This window comes from Marinobacterium sediminicola (assembly GCF_022343685.1).
In the GTDB taxonomy this organism is placed as follows: Bacteria; Pseudomonadota; Gammaproteobacteria; order Pseudomonadales; family Balneatricaceae; genus Marinobacterium; species Marinobacterium sediminicola.
The window spans coordinates 1,017,897-1,043,600 of record NZ_CP092123.1 but is presented as its reverse complement, the minus strand read 5'-3'; the positions used below and the strand labels follow the sequence as shown (position 1 = coordinate 1,043,600).

Annotated in this window: 21 protein-coding genes and 1 pseudogene; 8 read left to right on the top strand and 14 right to left on the bottom strand. The window is 57.7% G+C overall.

Going from position 1 to position 25,704, the window contains the following annotated elements:
• Positions 1-14 precede the first annotated feature (14 nt).
• A pseudogene (locus tag LN244_RS04880) lies at positions 15-893 on the bottom strand (IS3 family transposase); the annotation flags it as partial.
• Positions 894-1,529: 636 nt separating this feature from the next.
• Between LN244_RS04880 and LN244_RS04875 the strand changes: the two are divergent.
• Complete coding sequence (locus LN244_RS04875) at positions 1,530-2,480, top strand: IS110 family RNA-guided transposase (RefSeq protein ID WP_239040020.1); 951 nt, start codon at positions 1,530-1,532, stop codon at positions 2,478-2,480.
• Positions 2,481-2,517: 37 nt separating this feature from the next.
• Here the strand turns inward: LN244_RS04875 and LN244_RS04870 are convergent, their stop codons facing one another.
• The 11 genes from LN244_RS04870 to LN244_RS04820 form a co-directional block, all read right to left on the bottom strand.
• Positions 2,518-3,030 carry a hypothetical protein gene (locus LN244_RS04870; protein WP_239041725.1) on the bottom strand — a complete coding sequence of 171 codons (513 nt, stop codon included), beginning with the start codon at positions 3,028-3,030 and terminating at the stop codon, positions 2,518-2,520.
• Positions 3,031-3,038: 8 nt separating this feature from the next.
• The gene (locus tag LN244_RS04865) at positions 3,039-3,419 is read right to left on the bottom strand and encodes a hypothetical protein (RefSeq protein ID WP_239041724.1); all 381 of its coding nucleotides are present in this window, start codon (positions 3,417-3,419) and stop codon (positions 3,039-3,041) included.
• Between the two features lie 473 nt (positions 3,420-3,892).
• Positions 3,893-4,336 (bottom strand): nuclear transport factor 2 family protein, encoded by a 444-nt coding sequence (locus LN244_RS04860; protein ID WP_239041723.1) that lies wholly within the window; start codon positions 4,334-4,336, stop codon positions 3,893-3,895.
• Between the two features lie 4 nt (positions 4,337-4,340).
• Positions 4,341-4,733 carry a nuclear transport factor 2 family protein gene (locus LN244_RS04855; protein ID WP_239041722.1) on the bottom strand — a complete coding sequence of 131 codons (393 nt, stop codon included), beginning with the start codon at positions 4,731-4,733 and terminating at the stop codon, positions 4,341-4,343.
• Between the two features lie 61 nt (positions 4,734-4,794).
• Positions 4,795-5,673, bottom strand: a complete 879-nt coding sequence (locus tag LN244_RS04850; RefSeq protein ID WP_239041721.1) for an SDR family NAD(P)-dependent oxidoreductase — start codon at positions 5,671-5,673, stop codon at positions 4,795-4,797.
• Between the two features lie 122 nt (positions 5,674-5,795).
• Positions 5,796-7,403 carry a FadD3 family acyl-CoA ligase gene (locus tag LN244_RS04845; RefSeq protein ID WP_239041720.1) on the bottom strand — a complete coding sequence of 536 codons (1,608 nt, stop codon included), beginning with the start codon at positions 7,401-7,403 and terminating at the stop codon, positions 5,796-5,798.
• Between the two features lies 1 nt (position 7,404).
• On the bottom strand, positions 7,405-8,163 hold the full coding sequence (locus LN244_RS04840) for an SDR family oxidoreductase (protein WP_239041719.1): 759 nt from the start codon (positions 8,161-8,163) through the stop codon (positions 7,405-7,407).
• Between the two features lie 11 nt (positions 8,164-8,174).
• Complete coding sequence (locus LN244_RS04835; RefSeq protein WP_239041718.1) at positions 8,175-9,866, bottom strand: FAD-binding protein; 1,692 nt, start codon at positions 9,864-9,866, stop codon at positions 8,175-8,177.
• A complete protein-coding gene (locus LN244_RS04830; protein ID WP_239041717.1) occupies positions 9,863-11,596 on the bottom strand; it encodes an FAD-dependent oxidoreductase in 1,734 nt (577 codons plus the stop codon). The genes LN244_RS04835 and LN244_RS04830 overlap by 4 nt, the downstream gene beginning before the upstream one ends.
• A gap of 206 nt (positions 11,597-11,802) precedes the next feature.
• Positions 11,803-13,497, bottom strand: a complete 1,695-nt coding sequence (locus tag LN244_RS04825) for a class I adenylate-forming enzyme family protein (protein WP_239041716.1) — start codon at positions 13,495-13,497, stop codon at positions 11,803-11,805.
• A 34-nt stretch (positions 13,498-13,531) separates the two neighbouring features.
• Positions 13,532-14,608 (bottom strand): MBL fold metallo-hydrolase, encoded by a 1,077-nt coding sequence (locus LN244_RS04820; RefSeq protein ID WP_239041715.1) that lies wholly within the window; start codon positions 14,606-14,608, stop codon positions 13,532-13,534.
• 154 nt (positions 14,609-14,762) lie between these two features.
• Between LN244_RS04820 and LN244_RS04815 the strand changes: the two genes are divergently transcribed.
• The 4 genes from LN244_RS04815 to LN244_RS04800 all read left to right on the top strand — a co-directional run bounded on the left by LN244_RS04815 (position 14,763) and on the right by LN244_RS04800 (position 20,461).
• Positions 14,763-16,094 (top strand): spinster family MFS transporter, encoded by a 1,332-nt coding sequence (locus LN244_RS04815; RefSeq protein WP_239041714.1) that lies wholly within the window; start codon positions 14,763-14,765, stop codon positions 16,092-16,094.
• Between the two features lie 119 nt (positions 16,095-16,213).
• On the top strand, positions 16,214-17,308 hold the full coding sequence (locus tag LN244_RS04810; RefSeq protein WP_239041713.1) for a Rieske 2Fe-2S domain-containing protein: 1,095 nt from the start codon (positions 16,214-16,216) through the stop codon (positions 17,306-17,308).
• Between the two features lie 221 nt (positions 17,309-17,529).
• The gene (locus LN244_RS04805) at positions 17,530-18,921 is read left to right on the top strand and encodes a DUF1329 domain-containing protein (RefSeq protein WP_239041712.1); all 1,392 of its coding nucleotides are present in this window, start codon (positions 17,530-17,532) and stop codon (positions 18,919-18,921) included.
• A 19-nt stretch (positions 18,922-18,940) separates the two neighbouring features.
• A complete protein-coding gene (locus LN244_RS04800; protein WP_239041711.1) occupies positions 18,941-20,461 on the top strand; it encodes a DUF1302 domain-containing protein in 1,521 nt (506 codons plus the stop codon).
• 270 nt (positions 20,462-20,731) lie between these two features.
• Here the strand turns inward: LN244_RS04800 and LN244_RS04795 are convergent, their stop codons facing one another.
• The gene (locus tag LN244_RS04795) at positions 20,732-21,475 is read right to left on the bottom strand and encodes an enoyl-CoA hydratase-related protein (protein WP_239041710.1); all 744 of its coding nucleotides are present in this window, start codon (positions 21,473-21,475) and stop codon (positions 20,732-20,734) included.
• A 10-nt stretch (positions 21,476-21,485) separates the two neighbouring features.
• The gene (locus LN244_RS04790; protein WP_239041709.1) at positions 21,486-22,931 is read right to left on the bottom strand and encodes a coniferyl aldehyde dehydrogenase; all 1,446 of its coding nucleotides are present in this window, start codon (positions 22,929-22,931) and stop codon (positions 21,486-21,488) included.
• Between the two features lie 199 nt (positions 22,932-23,130).
• On the opposite strand from LN244_RS04790, the gene LN244_RS04785 reads away from it, so the two are divergent.
• The 3 genes from LN244_RS04785 to LN244_RS04775 are packed head-to-tail and all read left to right on the top strand — an operon-like array spanning position 23,131 to position 25,704.
• The gene (locus tag LN244_RS04785) at positions 23,131-24,099 is read left to right on the top strand and encodes a flavin reductase family protein (RefSeq protein WP_239041708.1); all 969 of its coding nucleotides are present in this window, start codon (positions 23,131-23,133) and stop codon (positions 24,097-24,099) included.
• 32 nt (positions 24,100-24,131) lie between these two features.
• The gene (locus LN244_RS04780; protein WP_239041707.1) at positions 24,132-24,902 is read left to right on the top strand and encodes a glucose 1-dehydrogenase; all 771 of its coding nucleotides are present in this window, start codon (positions 24,132-24,134) and stop codon (positions 24,900-24,902) included.
• 10 nt (positions 24,903-24,912) lie between these two features.
• Positions 24,913-25,704: a fumarylacetoacetate hydrolase family protein gene (locus LN244_RS04775; RefSeq protein ID WP_239041706.1), complete on the top strand. Its 792-nt coding sequence runs from the start codon at positions 24,913-24,915 to the stop codon at positions 25,702-25,704.

The following is a 25,704-nucleotide window of genomic DNA, read 5'->3' as shown; positions in this document are numbered from 1 at the left end:
AGTAGACACTTTGATTATGCGCATTTGCGCTCGTACTCTGCTGGGCTGACATAACCCAAAGCCGAGTGCCTACGTATGCGGTTATAAAATACTTCGATGTATTCGAAGATCCCTGATTTCGCTTCGTCTATCGTCCGATACTGTTCAGCATAGATCAGCTCGACCTTCAGTCGGCTGGAAAACGATTCCATGACGGCATTATCCCAACAGTTTCCTTTCCGGCTCATACTCCGTTTGCAACCGTGTTGCTCCATAAGCGCCTGATAACGATTGGATCGATACTGGACTCCACGATCCGAGTGAATAATCAGTCCCGGCTCGATAACACGTCGCTTGAACGCCATATTCAGGGCATCCGTGATCAGTTGTTCTGTCATGCTCGTATCCAGCGACCAGCCGACGATACTACGCGAATACAGGTCCATCACCGTTGCCAGGTATAGCCAGCGATCACGCACCCAGATGTAGGTTATATCGGTCGTCCATTTCTGGTTCGGACCGTCCGCGTTGAAACGACGCTCGAGAAGATTTTCGGCGACGCCTGTCATCGCTTCCGTGGCCGGCGTGTACTTGAACGCCTTGCCGTTACGCGCCCGTGTGCCGTTGTGTTTCAGGATGTTGGCGACATAATTAACCGAGCAAGGGATGCCCAAGGCATTAAGCTCCTTGGCGATTCGGGGTGCCCCGTAGCGGGCTTTGTAGGTGGCAAAGGTATCCATGACCTGCTCTTCCATGAACTGCCGCCTGAGCCCCCGTGTGCTAACCTCACGACTCAACCAGCGATAAAATCCTGAAGCCGATACATCCAGAACTCGGCACATCAACCGTATCGCGTACTGCCCCCGATACTCTTGTATCAGAGCGTACTTTACTCGTGCTGACTCGCAAAGTACGGGGGCGGCCTTCCGTCAGCTGCCTTTTTTAGGAACTCAAGCTCCTTTTTCAGCGCATCCCGTTCGCGCTTCAGCTGCCGGACTTCATCACTCTCCGGCTTGGAGTAGTCCACCCCGTTCAAGCTGTTAAACTGCTTCTCGACAGCCGGGTAAACTGACGTCTCCAGTTGTAAATCTGACCGGGATGAATCCCCAGCTCCTTGTCACTGAGGCCGCTGTATTTCCAGGTTGATCAGCACGCCTGACGGCCTCGCGCCGAAACTCTTCGGTGTAGTGCTGGTACTTTTTCCTGGCCATCTTGCACCTCCTCGTCAGGGGTAAACCTAACTATAGAAGGTGTCTACTGTTCGTGGGTAACTCGGAATCTTAACGCTGCGCTCTGCGGCGAATTTGGAGCGCAGCGGAAAATTTGTCCGACAGCAGCGCCTTGTATGGATAATTCCGTGTGTTTTCCGGGTAAATTGGGACCCACCCTCAACGGCCATTGAGGGCCTTCATGCAGCAGCTCGGTGTAGCGCCGGCTCCTCTTGCGAGAGACCGATAACAAGTGTGTAGCGCTGCATGACTCTTTAGCGATAACTCGAACAGTCATCGGGGCCCCGAGCCCGCATAGCAAGGCAGAGTCAGCTTATTACCATGAACACGGAAAGCCAAATCAGCATCAACGTCGGCGTAGACGTCGGCAAATCCAAACTCGATATCGTCCTGCATCCGCTGGACCTCCATTTTCAAATTCCGAACGACGAGGACAGCATTCTCAAGGTCGTTCACGTGCTGAAAAAGCGCAACATCGAACGCATCGTGGTCGAAGCCACAGGGCGCTATGAACACGCCTTCGTGTTTGCCTGCGACCAGGCGAATCTACCCATTGTCGTCGTCAACCCCATCAGTGTCAGACGTTATGCGCAGGCCATTGGGGTACTGGCCAAAACGGACAAGATTGACGCCGGTGTCATCGCTCGCTTCGCGGCCACCATACAGCCCGAGATCAAGCCGATTCCAGACAAACAATCCCGTCTTATTAAGGACTTGCTGATTCGACGCGGCCAGCTCCTTGAGATGCAGACGATGGAAAAAAACCGTCTCCAGATCCTACCCAAGGCGCTACACCGCTCCATCAAAACCTTGCTGCGCTCCTTACAAACTCAGATCAACACCATCACCAAACAGATCGATGAAGCGGTTATGCAGGTCAAGCACTGGCGTGTCAAAACCGAGATCCTGACCAGTGTACCCGGCGTTGGAAAAGTCCTCGCCTATACCCTGCTCAGCGAGCTGCCAGAACTCGGCAAACTCAACCGCAAAGAGATCGCTGCCCTGGTTGGTGTCGCCCCCATGAACCGCGAAAGCGGTACCTGGAATGGCAAGCGACGCATCCGGGGAGGTCGTCACCGTATCCGCACAGTCATGTTTATGGCGATGCTGTCATCAATCCAATGTAACCCTGTGTTCAAACGCTTCTACGAGCACCTGAAGGCGCAAGGTAAGCTGCCCAAAGTGGCCATCATTGCCTGCATGCGCAAGCTCATTGTCGTGCTCAATACCATGCTCAAAAACGAAGAGCTCTGGCGTCAAAAAACAGCCTGATTATTTATGCTGGACACCACAGTCACTTGTTAGCGCTTTACCCAAAGATCTTGGAAAAGAAGCCTTTTCTTTCCCCATGTGCTGCTGATGCAATGCTTAACCTGTCTATTGTCTGCGAAAACTCTGATAAGAATTCATCTGTTTTCAAAGAACCGCCGAATGTAGAAGCTTTGCTCTGGGCAATTCTTAGAAAATCTCTATAAGACTCTTTTGATTGCTCTGTAATATCAGAATCCAAAGCATATGCATAAACGCAGACACTACAAACACCTGCCGCACGAACGATCTTTACAACCCGCTCCACTTCGTCGAGTGAATCTGCTTGATCCCATAATGGAAAGTCACCATAGAGGCTGGCGCCAGCAAATATTCCATCAGATACATGGACCGCAGCTAGCGCCTTTGATTTTTTCCCTCCACCCTGCTGTCTCTGCTCAGCTTGTAGATGAATAAAATTTCCACCAAATAATGAGGAAATCACTTTGGCCTCTTGTTCCGGAACACCGCTTTTTGTGTAGTAGCCTTCCAATGCCATATTTTCAAAACTCATACATTCCCCTATACAAGATAGTAATCTTCAATTTTCGTTTTGCTTGAAAAGCCAAATCCGACTTGATTTATAGCTCTGTCAAGAGCTTTAAGTTGGTTCTTAGCTTCAACACACCCGTACTTCGTGATTTCGCCACCTGCTTTAGTAAATAGCTCAGAGACCCACAAGCATTTCTCCCCAAAAAAGCCCGAGCCTGCATATATCTTATGCAATCTAAAAATTACTTCTCTCGTACCTGGTTGGGTCCAATCATCGGTGGATATATCAACAAAGCCCTTTGAGCAATTACCTTCGTCTAATGTCCCTACAAAACCTTTTTTCTTCCAGTTCTTGACTATGTCATTGACTAGGTAAATGTCTTTATCTGAATATTGAAGATGAGTCTTCACGCTATCTCCTTCTGAGCGCTAACAGTCTGTTAATGAGGTCTCCGACCTCATAATAATTATTATCGGGTATACCTTTTAATTCTGACCAGCACTGAATAACTCATTGAAATAAATGGATTTTATACCAAGAAATCCGAACAAAAAGGTACTTTTCTCGGATTCGAACCACCGAGCGGGTACGCCCATCTCAAGCACGTGCACACTTTGGAACATACCTCGCTTGAAGGCAGTACAGTGGCACTTGAGATACAGAAACAGGCAATGAACTAAAGTATTGATACGGTAAGACAACGCTTCCATCTCCCTTCCGTTGAAAATGATCAGGCGTACATGTGTTGTCGGGCTATTCGCAATGAAGCAGGCCCTTGAATCCTTTAAGCCTCAATCCTGCCCCATTAGGGTCTACTTTTCCAGACATTACTTGGGCTACTACACACAGGAAATAGCCGGTGCAGGCACCGGCCCTGCTGCAATCAGGTAACGGCGGGAGATGCCAGCTCTTGCAGCCGCTCAAACCGCGTAGCCACGATCTTCCAATGGCCATCAAGGCGCCGATAACGGTCGTAATAGACCCCGCTCAGCTGCAGGGTTGCGCCGCTTTCCGCATCCAGATTGAAGTAGAAGAGCCCCCAGCGGCCTGTCGCTTCGGTGTCGCTGATCAGCTCAATTTCCGGGTTGCTGCCGTGATGCAGATCCTTGACCCGCTCATGGCAGGCCAGCTGCCGGTAGAGTTCGATAAAACTGTCACGGTCGCTGAATCGACCAATGGGACCGTAATCGATATCGATTTCTCCTTCCGCAAAACATGCCCGGATGCTCTCCACTTCCTTGAGATCACAGGCATTCAGATAGCGGTGTTTCAGCGTGCGGATCGCGTCCAATGCCTCGATGCGGGTGATGCGCTGTTCAAGATCCATGGCATCAGTCTCCCTGGGGCTGGGTCGTCAGGTTCTGCTCGCCCCAGTAGGCTTTCATCGATTTGATCCGTCCCTTGTCATCGAACTCCATCACATCAATCACGTCGATCCGGGTCACCGGATCGGCATTGGTCACGGTGACACTGAAAGGCATGGCACCCCAGCCACTATCAGTGGCGCGGATCGGGCCTTGCAGCTCGGCCCTGACCTTCATCTCGCCCAGCCCATTGCGGTAGAAGGCATCAATCGCATGACGGCCAATATGGGGAGGCTGACCAACCGGGTCTTCGACGATGGCATCGCTGGCATAGAGGGCCAGGATTGCGTCAACATCACCGCTGCTGACCAATTCCAGGTAGCGCGCCATGATGGTGTGTATCTGTTCAGCATTGATCATGTTAATTCCTTGTTGTTATTCGTTAGCCTGCAGGTGATATTGCCGTTGGCGTTCACCCACATCAGATGATGCGTACCGGGTTCCACGCCAGCGGAGCCCCCAGCAGTGTGCGAAACGAGGGGGGCTGGCGACCGTTGTCATCCGGGATGCCGGAGTCCTGCGCCAATTCGGCACTGATCAGGGTCTTGCCGGAATATGCCTCAAGCTGAGGGTCCTGCAGCAGCGCCAGAATCACCCGTCCGTTGAATTCGGGACTTTCGCCGATCTCCATGATGTCGCCGTAGGAATCCGGTCTGGCGACAGCAGCGACCGCCGAGCGTTCGGTCTTTTGCGGTCCCAACCACAGGGAAACGCAGCTGACGCCGGTCCCTTCAAAGTCCACCGCCATATCGGCCGCCATCTTGTCGCCACCGGCCTTTTGCGCACCATACGCAGGACCGTGCATGTAACAGGCACCGCCATAGGAGGAGGTGAAGACAACCAGCGCCTGTTCACTTTTCAACAGCAGCGGCGCAGCGTAGTAGCTGGCGACATAGGAGGAGCGCAACCCCACATCGATCAGGTTGACCAGTTCAGGCGGCTTTTCCCAGAAGGGACCGGGATCGATCAGGTTGTCATGCAGGGCGATGGCATTGTTGACCAGCAGATCGAGCCGCCCCTGCTCACGCTCGACCTGATCAAACAGCGCCTTCACCTGCTGATCATCGGCGTGATCACAGGCAACGGCGATCCCCTGCCCTCCGGCACGCGTGACCGCTTCGGCCGTTTCCCGCACCGTACCAGGCAACACTTGCCCCTTGAGTGACGCCCGACTCTCGGTGGCAGAACGCCCGGTGACGTATACCGTCATGCCTGCAGAGCCAAGTGCTATGGCGATGCCCTTGCCGACGCCACGACTGGCTCCTGTCACCACCGCCACGCCTCTCGTTGTGTCCGTCATATGCTTTCCCTCCGTTAGTTTCGATCTTCGAACGGGCGATCGCTGAAAACAAAAGGGCCGGTGAGAATCCCACCAGCCCTTGTTCTACTCAATCTTGCCCGGTGTGAGACAGGCGCACAGGCTCAAGCTCCTTCAAAGTCACGCTTGAGCGCCAGCTTGTCGACCTTGTTGGACGCATTCACCGGCAGGGCGGATACAAAGCGCACCATGCGCGGCACCTTGTAGTTGGCCATGTGGGCACGGGACCACTGGATAAGGCCCTTCTCATCCAGTTGACTGCCATGACGGCGGACGATAAAGGCGCAGCCGACTTCACCCATGCGCTCATCCGGCACGCCGATCACCGCAGCCTGAGCCACTTCGGGGTGCTCCACCAGCGCCGCTTCGATTTCAGCCGGGTAGCAGTTGAAGCCACCCACGATGAACATGTCCTTGAGACGGCCGGTGATACGCAAGTAGCCGTTCTCGTCCAGAGTGCCGATATCGCCCGTATGCAGCCACTTGTCGGCATCGATGGTCTCGGCTGTGGCTTCGGGGTTCTGGAAGTAGCCCTGCATCACGTGGAAGCCTCGAATGCAGATTTCGCCACTCTCGTTGGCGGCCAACCGGTTGCCATCCTTGTCCAGAATCGCCACTTCGGTACCGGGAATCGCCTTGCCACTGGTGCCGGCGATGGTCTCTGCCGGATCATTCGGATCACAGATGGTGGCCAGGCCACCGCACTCGGTGAGACCATAAGCCGTGGTCACCACATCAAAGCCCAGTTCGTTGCGCATCCGTTCGATCAACACTGGAGGGATGGTGGACGCGCCAGTGGAGGCTACGCGCAGACTGCTCAGGTCCTTACGGTTCAGCTCGGGATGCGCCAGCAGCGACAGGTAGAGTGTCGGCGGCCCCGGCAGGACGCTGACCTTGTCGTTCTCGATGCGTGCCAGTACCTCGTCAGCATCGAAAACCGGATGCGGCAGGATCGTGGCACCGCTGAGCAGACAACTGAGCCAGCCGGCCTTGTAGCCGAAGGTGTGGAAAAACGGGTTGACGATCAGGAAGCGGTCACCGGGTTTCAACGTCAGGATGCGGACAAACTCGGAGAAGGCACGCAACGCCGCACCATGTGCGCTCATCACGCCCTTGGGCTTACCGGTAGTGCCGGACGTGAACATCAGGTCGGACAGGCTGTCTGCCGTCAGTTCACTGGCGCGCACCCGCGCCGCCGATTCGGTCACCCCCTGCCCATGTTCGATAAAACTGTCCCAGTCGAGACTGTTGGCCAGTGGCTGCCCCTTGCGCTCGCTCATGACGATGGTCATCTCGAGCCAGTCACCGCAGCTGTCGGCAATCATGGCCGGGTAGTCGGTATCAAGGAAATCGCCCACGGAGAACAGGATACGACTGCCGCTTCGGGTGATGATGTCGCAGGCTTCGGCCGCTTTCATCCGGGTATTGATCGGTACCAGGATGGCGCCCGCCATCTGCAGGCCCAGTGTCGCCAGTACCCAGCGGGCACCGTTGGGGGCCCAGACCGCGACCCGGTCACCGGCCTGGACGCCAAGGCGCATCAGGCCACGGGCCACTTCGAGTGCACGGGAAGACAGGTCGGCATAATCGATCACCTCGCCGCCATCTTCAATGGCCGCGCGACCGGCAAAGCGGCGCGAAGCCTCGAACACCAGCTCGGGAATGGTCTGCGCTTGCAGAGGAATGTCTAGTTGGGTTTGCATGCTGGTCATATCAGATACTCATGATGAATTGGCCGCTGTCCACGCGCAGTTCGATGCCGTTGATCGCCCGCGCCTCATCAGAGGCCAGAAACGCCACCGCTGCGGCCACGTCTTCGGGTTGGCACATGCGGTTCATCGGGTCCTTGTCGATGGTGAAATTGTTCGGGTCGATCCCTTCCGGATAGGAAGCCCGGGTCATCGGCGTGAGTACTCCGTCCGGATGCACGGAGTTACAGCGCACGCGATACTTTTCATGTCGGCAGTGTGCCGCCACCACGCGGGTCATCGCCGCGACCGAGCCCTTGGAAGCACTGTAGGCCAGGTAATCCGGTCGCCCTGCCAAGGCGGCGATGGAAGACACGTTGATGATCGCGCCCCCCTGCTCTTTCAGCAGCGCCAGCCCTTTCTGGCAGCCAAGAAACACGCTGTCGGCGTTGATGCGGTGCAACAGCTGCCAGTCTTCGTAGCTGGTCGTTTCGATGCTGCCGGGCTTGAGGATAGCGGCGTTGTTGACCAGCACGTCCAGACGCCCTTCCTGCTCACGGATGCTGTTGAGTACGCTGTCCCAGTCATCCGGGTCAGCCACATCCATGGTCATGAAACGGGCACAGCGCCCCAGTGCATCGGCTTCGGCCTGCCCGCGGGCTTCCTGCAAGTCGGTCATGATCACACGGGCACCGGCCGCCACCAGGTCTTTGGCTACGGCCAGGCCCACGCCACTGGCCGCACCGGTGATCAGCGCGACCTTGTTATCCATTGAGTTACTCATCGTTGAATTCCTTATACGGTTGCCAGCGCTTCAGGCGCCTCACGTGTTGCACTTGTGTCACCAGCCGCTGCGGCAGCACCGGCACGACGGCCGGAGAACACGCAGTCTGCCAGCGAAAGCCCGCTGATATAGAGATTGGACGGGATACCCACCGCGGTACGGCCGGCGGCGTATAGCCCGGCCAGCGGACGGGCGTCGGCATCGAGTACCTGCCCGCTCTGCTCGTCCACTTTCAGGCCGCCCAGTGTCAGTGCGCCCAGTGGCAGTACCGTCGAGCTGACCGAGATATCGAGAGCATAAAAGGGCCCCTGCCGTAATGGCTGACAGGAATCGGCCGACTTGCCCATGGGGTCGTGCTGGCCACTGCTGATGGCCTGGTTGTAATCCCTCAGTGAGGCTTCCAGCAGGGCTGAATCCATGCCGGTTTTGCGCGCCAGTTCAGCCGGTGTTTTGCCCTTTTTGGCCCCGAGCAGCATCATCACCAGCGCCGGAACCGACTGGAACCACCAGTAACCGCCAAACAGCGCCTGGCGGATGGATTGACGGCGCAGCGGCTTGTCCAGAATCAACCAGGCATTGCCGTTCTGCTTTTCACATATCGCGTGGCCCAGTGTGGCGCCGTAGACTTCCTCGTTACAGAAGCGCTCGCCACGAGTGTTGACGGCGATGCCCTTGGGCCACTTCTGCGGCGGATTGATGAAGCGCCAGGCCGATACCGTATCCAGACGGTCAGCTTCGGCTCCCACGGACATACCCAATCGAAGGCCGCTGCCATCGCAGCCGGTGGCACCGATCTTGAAGTTGCGTCGGTATTTGGGGGCAAAGTGCTTCACCAGCTCCTTGTTGAAGATGAAGCCGCCGGTGCTCAGGATCACGCCCTTTCGTGCACGAACCAGCACTCGGCGTGCATGTTGATGCTCCAGTGTGGCCAGCTTCCCGCGCAGGCGGTTGCAATAGCCCGGCGCCAGATTCTGCAGTTTCTCCGCGCGCTGGCCCCACTTGGCGTGCAACCTGGCGGCCTTGCTGCCCACCGGCAGCGACCAGACTTCGGCACCAATCACACGATTGTCGGCATCAACCACCAGTCGACGGACCGCTGACTGGGTCAGACTGGCGATACCACGCTGACGACAGGCCGCCTGCAGGTGGGAGTAGAGCACCACACCGCCATGGCCCTTGCCGACGGTACGATGGCCGCGGGGTGGCGGCGGCAACTCGCCACGGTAGGCGGGCACCAGCTCGTTACCGGAGTAGTACAGGTAATAGCCGTCCTGCGGGTAGGACGTCTTGCCGCCCGGCGGCATGGTGTGGGTGTAAGGCGTGCCCATGGCTTCCAGCCATTTCAGGTTGGCAACGCTGTCATCACAAAAGCGCTTGAGGGTGGCATCACTGACGACGCCCTGCGTTTCGTGCTTGAGATAGTCGTACATCGCTGCAGGCGTATCCTCGAAACCCGCCTGCTGCTGATGCTTGGTGCCGCCTCCGGCATAGACTACGCCGCCGCTCTTGGCACTGGCACCGCCCCCCTGGAAACGATCTACTACGATCACCTCGGCACCCTGATCATGCGCCTCGATCGCGGCGCAGGCACCGGCGGCGCCCCAGCCGACGACCAGCACATCGCACTGCCGGTCCCAGCTCTGGCTGTCGGGGTTCTCGATCTCCAGCGGCGGCCCGATTTCAGTAATTGCCGATCCGCTCATGCCGATACCTTTTCCGCTGCTTTCTGTTTGGCCAGATCATTGACCGCGATGTAGGCAAAGGTCATCGCCGGCCCCAGGGTGGCGCCCGCGCCCGGATAGGTGGTTCCCATTACGGACGCCGAACAGTTGCCAATGGCGTAGAGCCCCTTGATTGCGCTGCCATCTTCACGCACCACAGAGCCCTGCTCGTTGGTCAACAGGCCGCCCTTGGTGCCGATATCACCGGCATCCATGCGCATGGCATAGAAAGGCCCCTTCTTGATCTGCACCAGACAGGGGTTGGGTTTGACGTTGCTGTCGCCGTAGTAGCGGTCGAATACGTTACCGCCGCGCTGGAAGTCCTCGTCATTGCCGCTGGCAGCAAAACGGTTGACCCGCTCTACGGTATATTTGAGCCCGTCTGCATCCACGCCGATCTCGGCGGCCAGTGCGTCCAGGCTGTCTGCTTTCCAGTAGACCGTCTTGTGCCAGGCCTTGGGCAAGCGGCTGTCCGGCATGACCTGCGACGGCATCAGCGGACCCATCGCATAGTTGAAGCGGAAGTGACCGTCGAAAATCACCCAGGCAGGAACGGTTTTGCCGTTGGTTTTGATGTTGTCCTTGTACATCTCGTCGACAAATTCGAGGTAACCCACGGCCTCGTTGACGAATCGCTTACCCTCGCCGTTAACCACAATGGCGCCGGGGAAAGCACGCTCGGCGAATACACCGCGCGCCTTTTCTTCTTTCGGAACGCTGATGGTCGGAGCCCACCAGGCCCAGTCCAGCATGGCGGTCGCGGCCCCTATGGCCTGCCCGGCTTCCAGCGCCGCTCCTGTGTTGCGTCCAGGTGGCGTGGCGCTCCACTCGACCCTGGTCGGTTTCGGCAAATACTTGTCGCGCAGGGCCTGATTCTGCTCGAAACCGCCAGAGCCCAGAATCACGCCCTGACGTACATTGATCAATTGCTCTTGCCCGTTGCGCTTGACGATCAGGCCGGTCACGCGGCCCTCATCGTTCTGCACCAGTTCACGGAAATCAGTGTTCAGCCACAGGGGAACATTGCGGTCCATCAGTGAGGCGCGCAGAGAAGCGATCAGGGCATTACCCAGCGCGGCACGACGGTCCCGCCTGGTTTTACGACGCTGCTTGAAATCCAGCTTGTAGCGCAGCATCAACCAGACCAGCAGCAGGCGCCAGCCGCGCTCACGGGCCATGGCCTTGTGGGCATGGCGGGCCGTCCAGGCGATCTTGCCCATCAACAGCGTTGTCGGCGAGGCTGGCTGCAGGTTCTCAACTTCATCACCCAGTGCAGTGGTATCGAAGAGTTCCGGGTCCAGGGTACGACCACCGGGTGCGGCGCCGGGCAGATGCTGATAATAATCGGGATACCGTTCCGCCACGGTGTAGTTGAGGCGGGTGTTCTCCTGCAGGTACTGCATCATCTTGGGTGCATTTTCGAGGTAGGCCAGCAGGCGCTTCTCATCCACCTGATCCCCAACAGATGCTTTCAGGTAGGTCAGTGCCTGTTCAAAGCTGTCCTTGCCCCCCTTGGCCTTGAAGTAATGGTTGTTGGGAACCCAGATACCACCACCCGACAATGCCGATGTACCGCCGTACTTGTCGCTTTTCTCAACAATAAGAACACTCATGCCCTGATCGGCGGCAAAAATCGCTGCCGACAAGGCCCCGGCACCGGAGCCCACCACCACCACGTCATAGGTGTCGGTGACTGTAGCCTGTGAAGTCATCTGCTATCTCCATTTTATTATTCTCAACCCGGGGGCAGCCGTGTGGCTGCGACCTGTGCCAACGCCATTGGCACTTGCTCCCCATCATGCGCAAGGGCAACAAGACCAGGCATCGTCAAAGCGGACTAAGCGAATTTGTGAGGCAGACAACGACAAGAAGCGGATACCCGGTGGGTACCCGCCATAGAGGAGGAAAGACAGTTGGATTAGAGGAAGAGCTGTTTTTTGATCTGCTGCTTAAGCAGCTTGCCGGCCGGATTGCGCGGCAGCTTTTCCTGCTGCACGGAAACCATGGATGGTACCTTGTAGGAGGCCAGATGCTCACCGACAAACGCCTGTAGCTCGGCCTCTTCCAGCTCCTCACCCGGCTGGATGGCGACAACGGCTACAACCGCTTCACCGGTTTCCTCATCCGGCACACCCAGTACCGCGGCCTCACGCACCAGCGGGTGACGCAACAGGCAGGATTCAACCTCGGCAGCGGCGATGTTTTCACCGGCACGGTTAATAACATCTTTGAGACGATCAACGATGTAGATAAAGCCATCGGCATCCACATGCCCCAGGTCACCGGTGTGCAGCCAGCCGTCACGCAGGGCGTCACGGGTCGCATTTTCGTCTCCCAGGTAACCGTCCATCAGCGTAATGGATTTCAGGCAGATCTCACCGTCCTGACCGGTTTCCAGAACTTCGCCCGCCGGATCCATCACACGAACGTCCATCAGCGGCGAAATCAGACCTGAAGCGGGTGGTTGCAACCGGAACAGATCACCTGAGATACCGGCGCCGACCCCGTTGGACTCGGTCATGCCGTAGCCAATACCAACCAGCTGATCCGGCAAGGCATCCAGCACTTCGTCGATGAGCCCCTGCGGCAAACCGGCACCACCAAAACCGAGGCCGGCCAGACCGCCCTTGATCTCGTCGGTATGAAATTCAGCCTCACGCAACAGCTGCATTACCATTGAAGGTGCGCCGTTGAACTGGGTAACCTGTTCAGCGGCCATCAGCTCCACTGCTGCCTTAGGATCCCATTTGTGCATGAAGATCAGACGACGGCCGGTACGCACGGCGGTGAGCAGCTGTGCATGCAGACCACTGACATGAAACAGCGGCACCGCAGTCAGAATGACCGGCGCACGCCTCATCTGCTGGATACGCGCCATCGCCTCCGGCGAAGTCATCACCGACATTGCACTGATGTAATCGATATTGAACAGTGCCTGACACACGGCACGCTGACTGGATACAACTGCCTTGGCGCGACTGGTAGCACCTGAGGTAAACAGGATCAGTGCCGGGTCTTCGGGTTTGGGCGTGACATCGGGCAAGGCACCAACCGGCCTTGAGATCACCTGATCATAGGGGTTGCAGCGATGACCATCGTTCTCGGGAGCCGGTCCCACGAGCAAGATGCGCGTGGTATCAGACACCGCCGATGTCTCGATTCGACTCAAACGATCACTGTCACAGGCCAGCACGGCTGCATCCAGACCCTGCAGGGCATCACGCAGCTCTTCACCGAGACCGAAACTGTTCAGGGGTGCAGGCACCGCGCCCAGACGGGCTGCAGCTATGAAGACCGCAACCCACTCGGGACGGTTTCGCATGGCGATTGCCACACGGTCACCGGGCTTGATGCCCTGGCAATACATCCAGGAGGCCAGCGCGTCCACATGCGCATAAAAACGGCGGAAGCTCCAGCGATCCCCCTGGTAGACCATAAAACAATCGTCATCGTCACGACGCGCCTGTCGAATGAGTTCAACCAGGTTGGGAGCTGCATTCTTGTAGACCCGATAGGCGCCATGATCCGTTTCGACGGTGGCCAGTTCGAAAGGCGCTCCAGGCGCTGTCAGTTGAGCCTGAATGGCCGCAACCTTTTCCGCAATGGCATTCATTGTGTTTCCTCTTATTGTTGTATTCAGAATTCAATCACTGTGCGCAGTATCGGTCCATACCATCTTCGCCGCGCTGCCGAAGGAGCTGTCCGGTTCGGCACAGGTAATTCAGGTGCGCCAGGGTTTCACCCTGCGCCAGCATCAGTTCGATCGAATTGAGCTCGCGAGTAAACAGCCAGCTCATCGCCTCCCAGGCGGTAAAGCTCTCTCCCTGGCGGGCTGGCCCCATCAACACGTCTAGCTGACGCTGGTGATGGGCGTGCAGCTGGTCGACGCGGGTATGCAAGCCGCGAAATACCAAACCATGCGCCGGCAGTACCAGCGTGTCTTCTGCCAGCGTTTTGAGCCGGTCGAGCGAGCTCATCCACAGTTTGAGCGGATCGGCCTCAGGCTCCACATCGCTAACCAATACGTTTGAGCTGATACCGGGCAGAACCTGATCCCCGGCCAGTAATATTCTGTCATCCTCAGCATAGAGGCAGGCATGCTCGGGAGAGTGTCCTTCCCCCACGACTACTCGCCACTGGCGTCCTTTTATGGTCAGCTCATCTCCATCACGGAGGCGAATGAAACTGGCCGGGAACTCCGGAATGAAAGGGTCGCGCCGGTGCGAACCCAGCATACGTTCAAACCGCTCCAGCGGCATACCGGTACGCAGAAAAAACTCCCGCTGAGAGTCTTCCTTGATGGTGGTATCGGAGCTGGCCAAAGCTCGCATGGTGAAATATTCACCGTGGGTCATGTACAGGGGCGCGCTGAACTCCTTCATCAACCAGCTGGCAAGCCCGGCGTGGTCATAATGAAAGTGGGTACAGATAATCCCCTTCAGAGGCTTACCCGAGAAATGCCGCTCGGACAAAGCCTGCCAACTGTCACGCGATGCCTGGGTATTGAGACCGGTATCGACCAGGTACCAGCCGTCGTCATCGGCGAGCAGATAGACGTTGATATGATCCAGCGCCATCGGCATGGCGATGCGCGCCCAATAGACGCCGTCAGCCACCTCGACCACTTCCCCGCTGTCTTGAGGGGGCTGGTGTGGATACTCGAGCGCATCCTTTTCGGCCACCTTGCGGGCACGCACCTGCGCTTCGGTCTCACGTTCAAGCATGACTCTCTCCTGTTATATTGGTAGGGGCAGAGCAGTTCCAGAGTCCCATCTGACGCCATCACTCCCCCTTGCCACTACGTCCAAAAGGACGATGCTGCTGTCTGGCAGTCAGGTAAGTTGTCACCAACAACAATAAATCCAAGCGGAGTTCGCCATGTCGATCATGCCACCCAAAGTGACGGTCAGGAGCCACTTTACACTGGTCTTGCTGGCCCTGGTGTACGTGTTCTCTTTTATCGACCGTAACGTCATCGCGATCGTAATTGAACCAATCAAACAGGAATTCGGCGCCTCTGATACGATGATGGGACTGCTGACCGGCCTGGCGTTTGCAGTTCTCTACGGCATTCTTGGTATTCCGCTGGGCCGCATGGTTGACCGAGGCGCCGACCGCCGCAAAATGATCTCCATCTGCTGCGGTCTCTGGAGCATCGCCACCATGGCATGCGGCATGGCATCCAGCTTTTGGCAGCTGCTGATCGCACGTATGACTGTCGCCGTTGGCGAGGCCGGCGGCATGGCACCCTCCGTTTCCATGGTCGCGGACCTCTATCCCAAGTCGCGCCGCTCAATGGCAATGAGCATTTTCATGCTGGGACCACAGCTGGGCATCCTGATTGCGATGGTCGTCGGCGGCTATATCGCCCAGACCTACGGTTGGCGCACCACCTTTCTGGTCTTCGGCATCCCCGGTGTGGCCATTGCCGCCACGCTCTGGTTCTTCACCCGTGACCCGGGCCGAGGGGTATTCGACAGCGCCGAAGAGCGGCGCCAGGCTGAAGCTGCCCGCAATATCAAGGCCGCTCCGCAAATCAAAAGCATCTTCAAGGTACGCGCATTCGTTCTGCTGTGCTTCGGCGTCGCGCTGACCGGTGTGGTGGGCTACGGCTTTGGCATCTGGGCCCCCACTTTCCTGCTGCGCACGTACGAAATGCCTCTGGCGCATGCCGGTTTCCTGTTCGGTATCTCCAGCGGCCTGTTTGCGGTTCTGGGCACCCTGTTCTGTGGCTGGCTGTGTGACCGCCTGATTCGCCGTGACACCCGCTGGCAGATCGCCCTGCCGATGCTGGGCATTCTGATCAGCCTGCCGATGGGCATTGCCTTCCTGCTCTGGCCACAGACTTCCAGCTTCAGCATGGGCCCGTTCAACGTCCCCTACGCGATGTTGTTCTGCGCCGGCTTCGCCTTTTTCCAGAGCTGGTGGCCTACCCTCACCTTTGCCGCTGTCAGCCACCTGCTAACCAGCTCGCAGCGCGCCATGGGGGCCGCTTTCGTCAACCTGTTCATGACATTGATTGGCGCAGGCCTCGGCCCCTTCATTTCAGGCACGCTGAGTGATGTATACACCCGCACGATGGGGCCGGATGGACTGCGCTGGGCGCTGGTCACCGTACTCTGCCTATTGCTGGTAACCGCTGTTCTCTATGCCCTGGCGATCAAACCCTATCAGCGTCGCCTTGAGCAATTGGATGCCAGCCTGAACTGATCTTCTCTATTGACGCAGATCAGGCGCTGGAATCCATATCGTCCAAACAGGGTATGTCCCGTTCGGAACCGAAATTCAGAATCGAACGGGTAATAACAACAAGATCAAGGAGTTTCCCCATGGCAACATCCCAGGACTACCGGCTCGGAGATTTCACGTTCCCCCGTGGCTGGTTCATGATCGCAACTTCCGATCAGATCAACACTCACAAGCCGCTGGCCGTTCGCTTCTTCGGTCGTGATTTCGCCCTTTACCGGGGCCGCGCCACTGGCAAGGTGGTACTGCTTGACGCCTACTGTCCGCACATGAAAACCCATCTTGCGGCACCGAATGACACGTCCTATGTCATCATCGACGGCGGTGGCACCAACATCGAAGGCGACAGCATCCGCTGTCCCTATCACGCCTGGCGCTTCAACGACAAAGGCGAGTGTGACGACATTCCCTATCACGACGGTGCCATTCCCAAGACCGTCTGCGTGAAGTCCTGGACCGTAAAAGAAAGCCTGGGTGCCATCTGGATATGGCACGACCCTGAGGGCGGCGAGCCGGAATGGGAATGCCCGAGCCTGCCTGAGTGGGATGATGAAGCATGGGTACAGTGGAAGTGGGACGACTTGGGCGAGCTGAAACAGCACCCTCAGGAAGTAGTTGATAACATCTGCGACTATGGCCACCTGAGCCCCATTCATGGCTCCACCGTGCAGCGCTATGAAAACGAGTTCAAAGGCCATCACGCCATCCAGCGCCAGTGTGGTCCGCACCGTACGCTGGTCGGTGATGACGGTGTCAGCCCGATCCTGCACACCATCACCAAGTACCATGGCCCGGGCGTTTTGATTTCACACCTGACCGGTTACTACGAGTCGATCCTCATGATCAACCATACACCGATCGAAGACGGCAGCGTCCACGTCTGGCACGCCCTGCTGGTGAAATCACCGAATGGCAATGCCAAAGCCACCGTTGAAGACGAGATCGCCGCCGCCCAGTTCCAGCTTGCCAGCCGTCTGGCGTTTGCACAGGACTTCGAAGTCTGGACCAACAAGGCACCCTGCCTGAACGGCATGTTCATCCCGAGTGACGGTCCGTTCATGAAGGCCCGCATCTGGTACAAGCAGTTTTACAACCCGCGTGAGCGCAGCGCCGAATTCCTCGACAAGTGTGAAGGCGTATATGTACCCAACGGCGCAGAACCCTACACTCAGCGCTGATAATTCCCGTCATTCATGACCTGAAAACGGCCCGAGAGCAGCTTCCGGGCCGTTTTTTTTTGCCATTTGCCAGCCACTCAACACGACTAGTCTTTTTAGACGATTTTTTATCCAGCCAACTCCAGAACAATCAGCGGACAACAACAATAAAACCCACTGCCACCCACTGCAGACACAATCCCGATTATGGCTGACAGCTTGGGTTCACATCTGGAGGCAAGATGAGAAAGCAGCAACTGTGGAAGCCGCTCGCAGCTTCTATCGCATTAGCCCTGTCCGCATCCGCTTATGCCAGCGTTACGCCGCAAGAGGCGTCAAAGCTGGGTAATGAACTGACTTGCATGGGTGGCATCGCCGCCGGTAACGAAGCAGGAACCATTCCAGCCTTCTCCGGCAAATGGCTCGGTACCCCGCCAGGCATCGAGTACACCCCCAATGTGGGTCAACACCCCATTGATCCTTATCCCGAAGACAAGCCACAGTTTCAGATTACCGGTCAGAACTGGGAACAGTACAAGGACAACCTGACAGAAGGCCAGATCGCACTGTTCAAGCGTTTCCCGGATACGTTCCGCATTCCGGTATACCAGGGACGTCGTGACTTCCGCTATCCGGACAATGTCTGCGAAGTCGCCAAGAAAAACGCCGTTGAAGCACAGCTGGTAGATGGCGGTATGGGCTTCAAGGGCTATATGGGCCCGGTACCCTTCCCGATCCCCTCCGGTGAAAACCAGGCGATGCAGGTACTTGCCAATCACAACTACCCGTACCGCGCCTTCACTGAAGTCATGGAACAACGTGACCTGGCCGATGTGAACACCAGCGGTGAGATCACCTGGGGCCGTACCTTCAACTCAACGCTGAACGTCATCACGCTGCCGGACCTGATCGGTAAGCCGATCGGCGACATCATGGCCTACAGTGACACCGGCACCTTGCTGCCGACCCGTGACAAGGGCAAGCGTACCGTTTCCATCGAGCCGATGAACTTTGCTCAGGGCCAGCGTCTGGCCTGGACCTATAACCCGGGTACCCGCCGTGTGCGCCAGCTGCCTGAATACGGCTTTGATACTCCGGCTGCAGGTACTTCCGGCAAGATGACCATCGACCAGGACCGCCTGATGAACGGCTCTCCGGAACGATACAACTGGGAGCTCAAGGGCAAGCGTGAAATCTACGTCCCGGCCAACGCCTACCGTATCCACGAAGAAGGCGTGTCCTACGATCAGCTGCTGACCCCGAACCACGCCAACCCTGACCTGATGCGTTACGAACTGCGCCGCGTCTGGGTGCTGGAAGGCACGCTGAAAGAGACCCACCGTCACAAGTACGGCAAGCGCGTACTGTTCATCGATGAAGACACTTGGCATGGCGTCATGAGCGATTACTACGATACCCGTGGCGAGCTGGTTAACCATGCGCTGCTGAACTACTACTACGCCTATGACATGAGTGCATGGCACGCCGGCACCAGCTTCTACCATGACCTGACAACAGGCGGCTACGTGGCCTACAACCTGTTCCAGGATCTGGAAAAGGGCCCGATCCTGAACGCTGGTGGCCTGGACCCTGAAGATTTCACACCCGCCGCGCTGCGTCGTCGCGCTCACTAAATAGCGAGGAAATATAGTCATGACAGCATTCAAACCGAACCTGTTGGCCCTCGCTGTTCTGGCCGCAGGTATCACTACTCAGGCCCATGCAGGTGAAAGCATTGATATGGGTAACGGCGTTACCCTGGACTGGAAAGGCACCCTGAGCTACGGTCTGGGCGTTCGAGTGGATGACCGGGACGACACCCTGACCAGTAGCGGCAATGGCAATTTTGACCAGGGCGACCTGATCAACAACCGCGTTGGCCTGCTGATGGAAGGTCGCCTGCACAAGGGCAACTCCGGCCTGGTGATGTCAGCCAGTACCTTCTATGACGATGTCTATCAGGATGATGACAAGTTCAGCGATGATGCGGAGAAATACCACGGAGGCTACACCCGCCTGCTGGACCTGTACGGTTATACCAGCTTTGAGTTTGACAACGGCAGCTTCCTCGACCTGCGTCTGGGCAAGCACGTAGTCGCCTGGGGCGAAGCCCTGTTCATGCCCAGCATGTCACTGGCTCAGGGTCCGTCAGACGGCACCAAGGCCGGTATCCCGGGCGTAGAGGTCAAGGATATCCTGCTGCCGGAAGACCAGATCTCCATGCAGCTGGAAGTCAATCCGAACTGGTCCATCATGGCGCATGCCCAGTATAACTGGCACCCGGTTCAGGTGCCTGAGCCCGGCAGCTACCTGAGCACCAGTGAAGCGGTCGGCAAGGGCGCAACCTGTTTGAGCGCACCCCCGGGGGCCCCTTGTTTCTTCGGCTCACGCGGCCGCAATATCGAGCCGGATGAATTTGGTCAGTGGGGTATCGGTACCCGTTTCCGCACCAGTCTGGAAACCGAGTGGGGCCTGTACTACCTCAACTATCATGACCGTATTCCGTTGACTGAAGTCACCATTAACCCGGACTTCAGTGCCGATTACAACGTTCGTTATTTCGATGATATCGAGCTGTATGGCGCGACCATGACCACCAGCCTCGGCATGGCGTCGGTTGCGGGTGAAATCACCTACAAGAAGGGTGCCCCGGTACTGGTTAATACCAGCTTCTTCGGCAGCCCGCTGCCCTCTGCAACCCGGGCAGACATCATGCAGACCAACGTGAATGCCCTGGTCAACTTTGGTCGTTCATGGCTGGCCGATACCACCACACTGGTGGCCGAGCTCTCTTACGTCGATATCATGGATGTTGAAGCGCGTGGCATCAACGGCGTTCCGGGTAGCGAAACGGATGACTTCTACTACTCCGGTCACGGCCTGGCCTTCTCGAGCAGCCTGACACTGAGCTACCCGGGCTTCACCGAGAACTGGGATCTGAGTGTGCCCATGGCCTACTCGCACCAGCTCAGCGGTCGCACCATCACCGGCGGTGTCGGTGGTGAGGGTGATCACCGCTTCAGCATCGGTGCAGACTTCACCCACCGTACCGGTGTTCAGGTCGGCCTGAACTACCTGACCTACATGGGTGACGCTGACGCGGCCATTCCGGTCGAACAGAAGCCGCTGACAGATCGTGACAACATCTCTCTGAGTGTGAAATACGCATTCTGATGCAGAACTGATACAACGTTTGTTCCTTCACTTCATTTTGCGGCCTCTCACGAGGCCGTTTTTTTTGCCAGCCGCGTCTGTCTTGCGCTGTCAGCACCGCGTAATGGTTCATCCCCCGACGCACACCATTCAATGCATCTATCCGTGTGCGACAGCCAGATCGAACACTCAGAATGTGTAATACACGAGCCATTCCCCCGAAGTGGCGTCCTGCACAAACAAAAACGGCCGCTCGATGAGCGGCCGTCGGATGCAGGCTGGCCAGAAGGTTCAGCGATTTACAAACGCCTGCAACGCCTGTTGTGCTGCTTCTCCTTGCAAAAGCTGCTCGAACAGGTCCATTTCCGCCAGCATGAGAGCGTCCAGCTGTTCGCCCGAGGCCTGCTGCAGACGACGTCGGGACTGCTGCACCGCGTCCGGGTCCAGTGCCGCCAGCTTGTACGCAGCCTTGTCGACCTGCCCGGCCAGTTGATCAACCGGCAACACGGCATTAACCAAACCGCACATGGCGGCATCCTGAGCATTGCAGGGCTGCCCCAATACCAGCCACTCAAACGCTTTCACATGCCCGGCCAGCTGCGGGATCAGCTGAGTGCTGCCGCCCTCGGGGCAAAGCCCAAGGGCAACGAAGGGAAATACCAGCGCGGCCTGCTCACTGGCATACACCAGATCACAATGCAGCAACAGAGTAGCTCCAATCCCGACCGCCTTACCGTTCACTTGGGCCACCAGGGGCTTGCGGCAAGCACGCAATGCACGCAACAGCCTCAGCGGCGGGTCGGTACGCCTTCCCTGCTCGGGCTCCGCCAGAAAGTCGGCAATATCGTTACCGGCACTGAAGCAGTCACCTTCAGCCCCGAGCACTACGACTCGAACCTCCGGGTTGCCATCGGCCGCGTTCAAAGCCGCGGTCAGGGCGGCATAGAGATCACGGTCAAATGCATTCCGCTTGTCGGCACGATTAAGCGTCAGCCTTAGAATCCCGGCATCCAGAGTCTGAATCAGCGTTGTCATCCTTATATCCTCAATCCTTGGTGACCTGGGCCCGCATCATCGCTTCGAATTGATCATGGTGCGGCGGTAACATGCCCCATTCCCCTCGCGGATCATACTGAGGCGCACGGAAGACAGTTCGAGCATGACTGAACTCGAGGAACCCCTCATAACCGTGATAATGCCCCATACCTGATGCCCCCACGCCACCAAAGGGCGCCTCGTGCATGGCCGCATGCATCATCAGATCATTAACGGTCACGCCACCGGACAGGGTATTGCTCAGTACCTTCTCCTCCTCATCAGCATCCCAGCCGAAGTAATACAGCGCCAGCGGTCTGCCACGACCATGAATATCCTCGATTGCCTGATCGAGTTCTTCGTAGGGCTTGACCACCAAGGCCGAGCCAAAAATTTCTTCCTGCATGACCAGACTGTCAGCGGGCGGGTTGATCACCAGACGAAGAGGACGCTTGCGAGTTGTTCCCGAGGCTTCAGGATGGCTGGATTCAATGCGTACACCACGCTCACGGGCATCGGTCAGATAGCTTTCCACACGCTGCAGATGGCTGTCATTGACGGCGGCCACAAGGTCCGGGTTGTCATCCACCGTTGGGTAGAACTGGCAAAAGTGCTCTTTCAGTGATGTGATCACGCTCTCCAGCTTGTCAGCCAGGACATAGAGAATGTCAGGACTGATGCAGATCTGACCACCATTGGTACCCTTGGCAATCGCCAGGCGACGGCAGGCATCATCAAGGTCGGCACTGCGCCCCATGATGACAGGGGATTTGCCCCCCAGTTCAAGCGTTACCGGCACAAGGTTCTCCGCGGCCGCACGCATGATCTTGCGCCCTACGGCGGTACTGCCGGTAAACACCAGATGATTGAAAGGTGACGACGCAAAAGCAGCACCGATTTCGGCATCTCCCACTGCCACCCCCACGATCTCGGGATCCAGGTGAGCACTGACCAGTTCGGCGACCAGCGCAGCCGTCTGGGGCACCACCTCGGAAGGCTTGAGGATCGCACGGTTGCCGGCTGCCAGCGCGCAGGCCAGCGGGCTGAACAGCGTAAACAGTGGCGCGTTCCAGGTGCCGATAATCCCCACACTGCCCTTGGGCTGATGCAGCACTTCCGCCTGCCCACCCAGCTGGTCATAGGGCACAAAGGGTTTACGTGGGTCCGCTTTCATCCATTCTTCGAGATGATCACGGGCATGCTTGAGCGACCCCAGCGAGCCCAGAACATCATTCATGATGGAAAAGGCACGAGGGCGTCCCCCGGAGGTTCCTTCACCGAAATCGGCGCCCATGGCATCGGCAAGGGCATCACAGTGATCGACCAGCAGATCGATCACCTGCTGAATGCGTGCCTTGCGGGTTTCGGCGCTGACCGCACCCTCACGATTGAAAGCCTGCTGCTGGACATCCAGAAGGGCATGGATGCCGGCGGGGGTCGTTACGGCTGCAGCCATTATGTTCTCCTTGTTTCATTCAGCCGGACAAGCGGCTGTCTTTATTGTTATGACCTCCACATTACTACCCTTAGATACGGCTGAAAACCTCGTCCAGACGGACGACAGCGGCGACATCCTCTTAGTCCATAAAGACGATGAACCCCCTTGTCACCACTGCAATACTCGGCTGAGACTCACCGGCCAGCAGAGGCATACCATGACTAATAATAATTTCGACAGCAAAGCCTTTCGTGCGGCATTGGGCACCTTCACTACAGGTGTCACCATCATCACCGCCACCGCACAGGACGGCACCAGGGTTGGCATTACCGCCAACAGCTTCAATTCGGTGTCTCTGGATCCACCCCTGGTCCTCTGGAGCCTGGCCAAGTCAGCTAACAGTCTGCCCGTTTTCACTGAAACCAAGCACTGGAACGTCCATGTCCTCTCGGTCGAGCAAGAGTCGCTTTCGGGACGCTTTGCCTCACGTGGCGAGGACAAGTTTGCCGGAATCGAGCTGGATGACGGCCTGACGGACGCCCCATTGCTGCCCGGCTGTACTGCCCGTTTTCAATGTCGCACCGCGTTTATCCATGACGGTGGTGACCACCTGATCTTCATCGGCGAGGTGCTCCGGTTCGATCACAATGACCTGCCACCACTGGTATTCCAGAGTGGTCAATACGCCCTCACCGCCCGCAAGCCCCGAGAAGAGATCCGCCTGACCCGTGCAGAGCCGCCTCCCGAGTGCAGCTATACCGAAGACCTGCTGGGGTATCTGCTCGGCCGAGCTCACTTTCAGATGGTCAACCGTCTCAAGGGCCTGCTGGATGAGCAACATCTGGCCCAGGAGCAGTTCTTTATCCTGTCAGTCCTCTGCATTCGTGACCGCCTGACTCTCGACGACATCAACGAATACATCGCCTACACCGGCTACACCGTGGACCTGAACGACATGGAGGTACTGATAACCGGTGGACACGTTGTCATCGAGGATGGTCGCTACCGCCTTACGGCAGATGGCCGTGAAGCCTCGCTACATCAGATCGCTCAGGCCAAGGCAATCGAGGAAGAGCTCGTGGAAGCACTGGGCCCCGGTGACGCCATGGCGCTGAAACTGCTGCTCAAGCGCCTGATCGAACGTACCGACCCTGGCCTGCCGGATCTCTGGGCCGTCTCTAACTGATTTTGAAGACTGAATAATAACAAGGAGTTGCCATGTCCATTCTCAACAGGTTCAACCTGGACGGTCAGGTTGCCGTGATCACCGGAGCCGGTCGCGGCCTGGGACGCGCCATCGCATTGGCCTATGCAGAAGCGGGTGCCGATGTCGTCTGCTCTGCCCGTACCCTGGCGGATGTGGAAGCAGTGGCCGAAGAAGTACGTGCTTTGGGCCGTCGTGCTCTCGCCGTCAGTTGCGACGTGAACGACCCGTCACAGCGTGAAGCTCTGGTTGCCGCTGCCGTTGAAGGCATGGGCAGGATTACGCACCTGGTCAACAACGCGGGGGGCTCCGGTCCCAACGATCCTCTGAAAATGACAGCGGAAGACTTTGCCGGTGTCCTCGAGTTCAACGTGACGTCTGCCTATTCACTGACCCAGCTGTGTGTACCGCACATGCGTGAGGCCGGCGGCGGCAACGTGATCAACATCACCTCCGGGGCTGCACGTTATATCCAGAAGCATTTCAGCGCCTATGGCACCGCCAAGGCCGCACTGACCCACCTGACCAAACTTCTGGCTCAGGACTTCTCGCCAGAAGTCCGCGTCAACGCCATCGCACCGGGCCCCATCCGTACAGCGGCTCTGGAGAACGCCGCACCTGCCGCCATGCTGGAAACCATGGCCAGAAACACGCCGCTGCAACGCATTGGCGAGCCTGAGGATATCGCGGCAGCCGCGCTGTATTTCGCCACGCCAGCGTCCAGCTGGGTCACCGGCAAGGTGATCGAGGTGGATGGTGGTGCCGAAGGCAGCGTCTGGGGTTAAGGGGAAGCGCATGAACACACCACTGATCAGCCAACTGGGTCAGGAGCTGCACATTGCGCTCAAAGAAGGCTGCACCCTTTCGCCTTTAATCGAGCGCCATCCGGAGCTGAGCATCGACGATGCCTACCATATCTCCCTGCACACGCTGAAATTGCGTGAAGCGGACGGCGAGCGGGTGATCGGCAAGAAGATTGGCGTCACCTCCAAGGCCGTACAGGAGATGCTGAACGTGCATCAGCCTGACTTCGGTTTTCTGACCGATCGCATGCACTTTGCCGATGGTGCTGAAGTGAGCCTGTCCAGGTCCGGATTGATTCAGCCCCGTGCCGAAGGTGAGATCGCCTTTTGTCTCAAGACTGACCTGACCGGCCCCGGCGTTACCGCCGAGGACGTACTTGCAGCCACCGAATGGGTTGCGCCCTGCTTCGAAATTGTGGATTCCCGTATCGATGACTGGCGCATCAGCATTGTCGATACCGTGGCTGACAATGCGTCCTGTGGCGTGTTTGTCATCGGCGAGACCCACACCGACCCGAGCACCCTCGACCTGGCCGCAGTGGCCATGGAGATCGAGAAGAACGGCCAACCAGCCGGTTCCGGTCTGGGGTCAGCGGTACAAGGGCATCCGGCGGAAGCCGTGGCCTGGCTGGCCAATACGCTGGGCGAGTACGGCATCCCTTTCCGCAAAGGGGAAATCATCCTTTCCGGTGCGCTGGCACCGCTGATTCCGGCAGCGGCAGGCGATCATTTCAGTCTCACCGCAGAAGGTCTGGGCAGCTGCTCGATCAGCTTCGTGGAATAA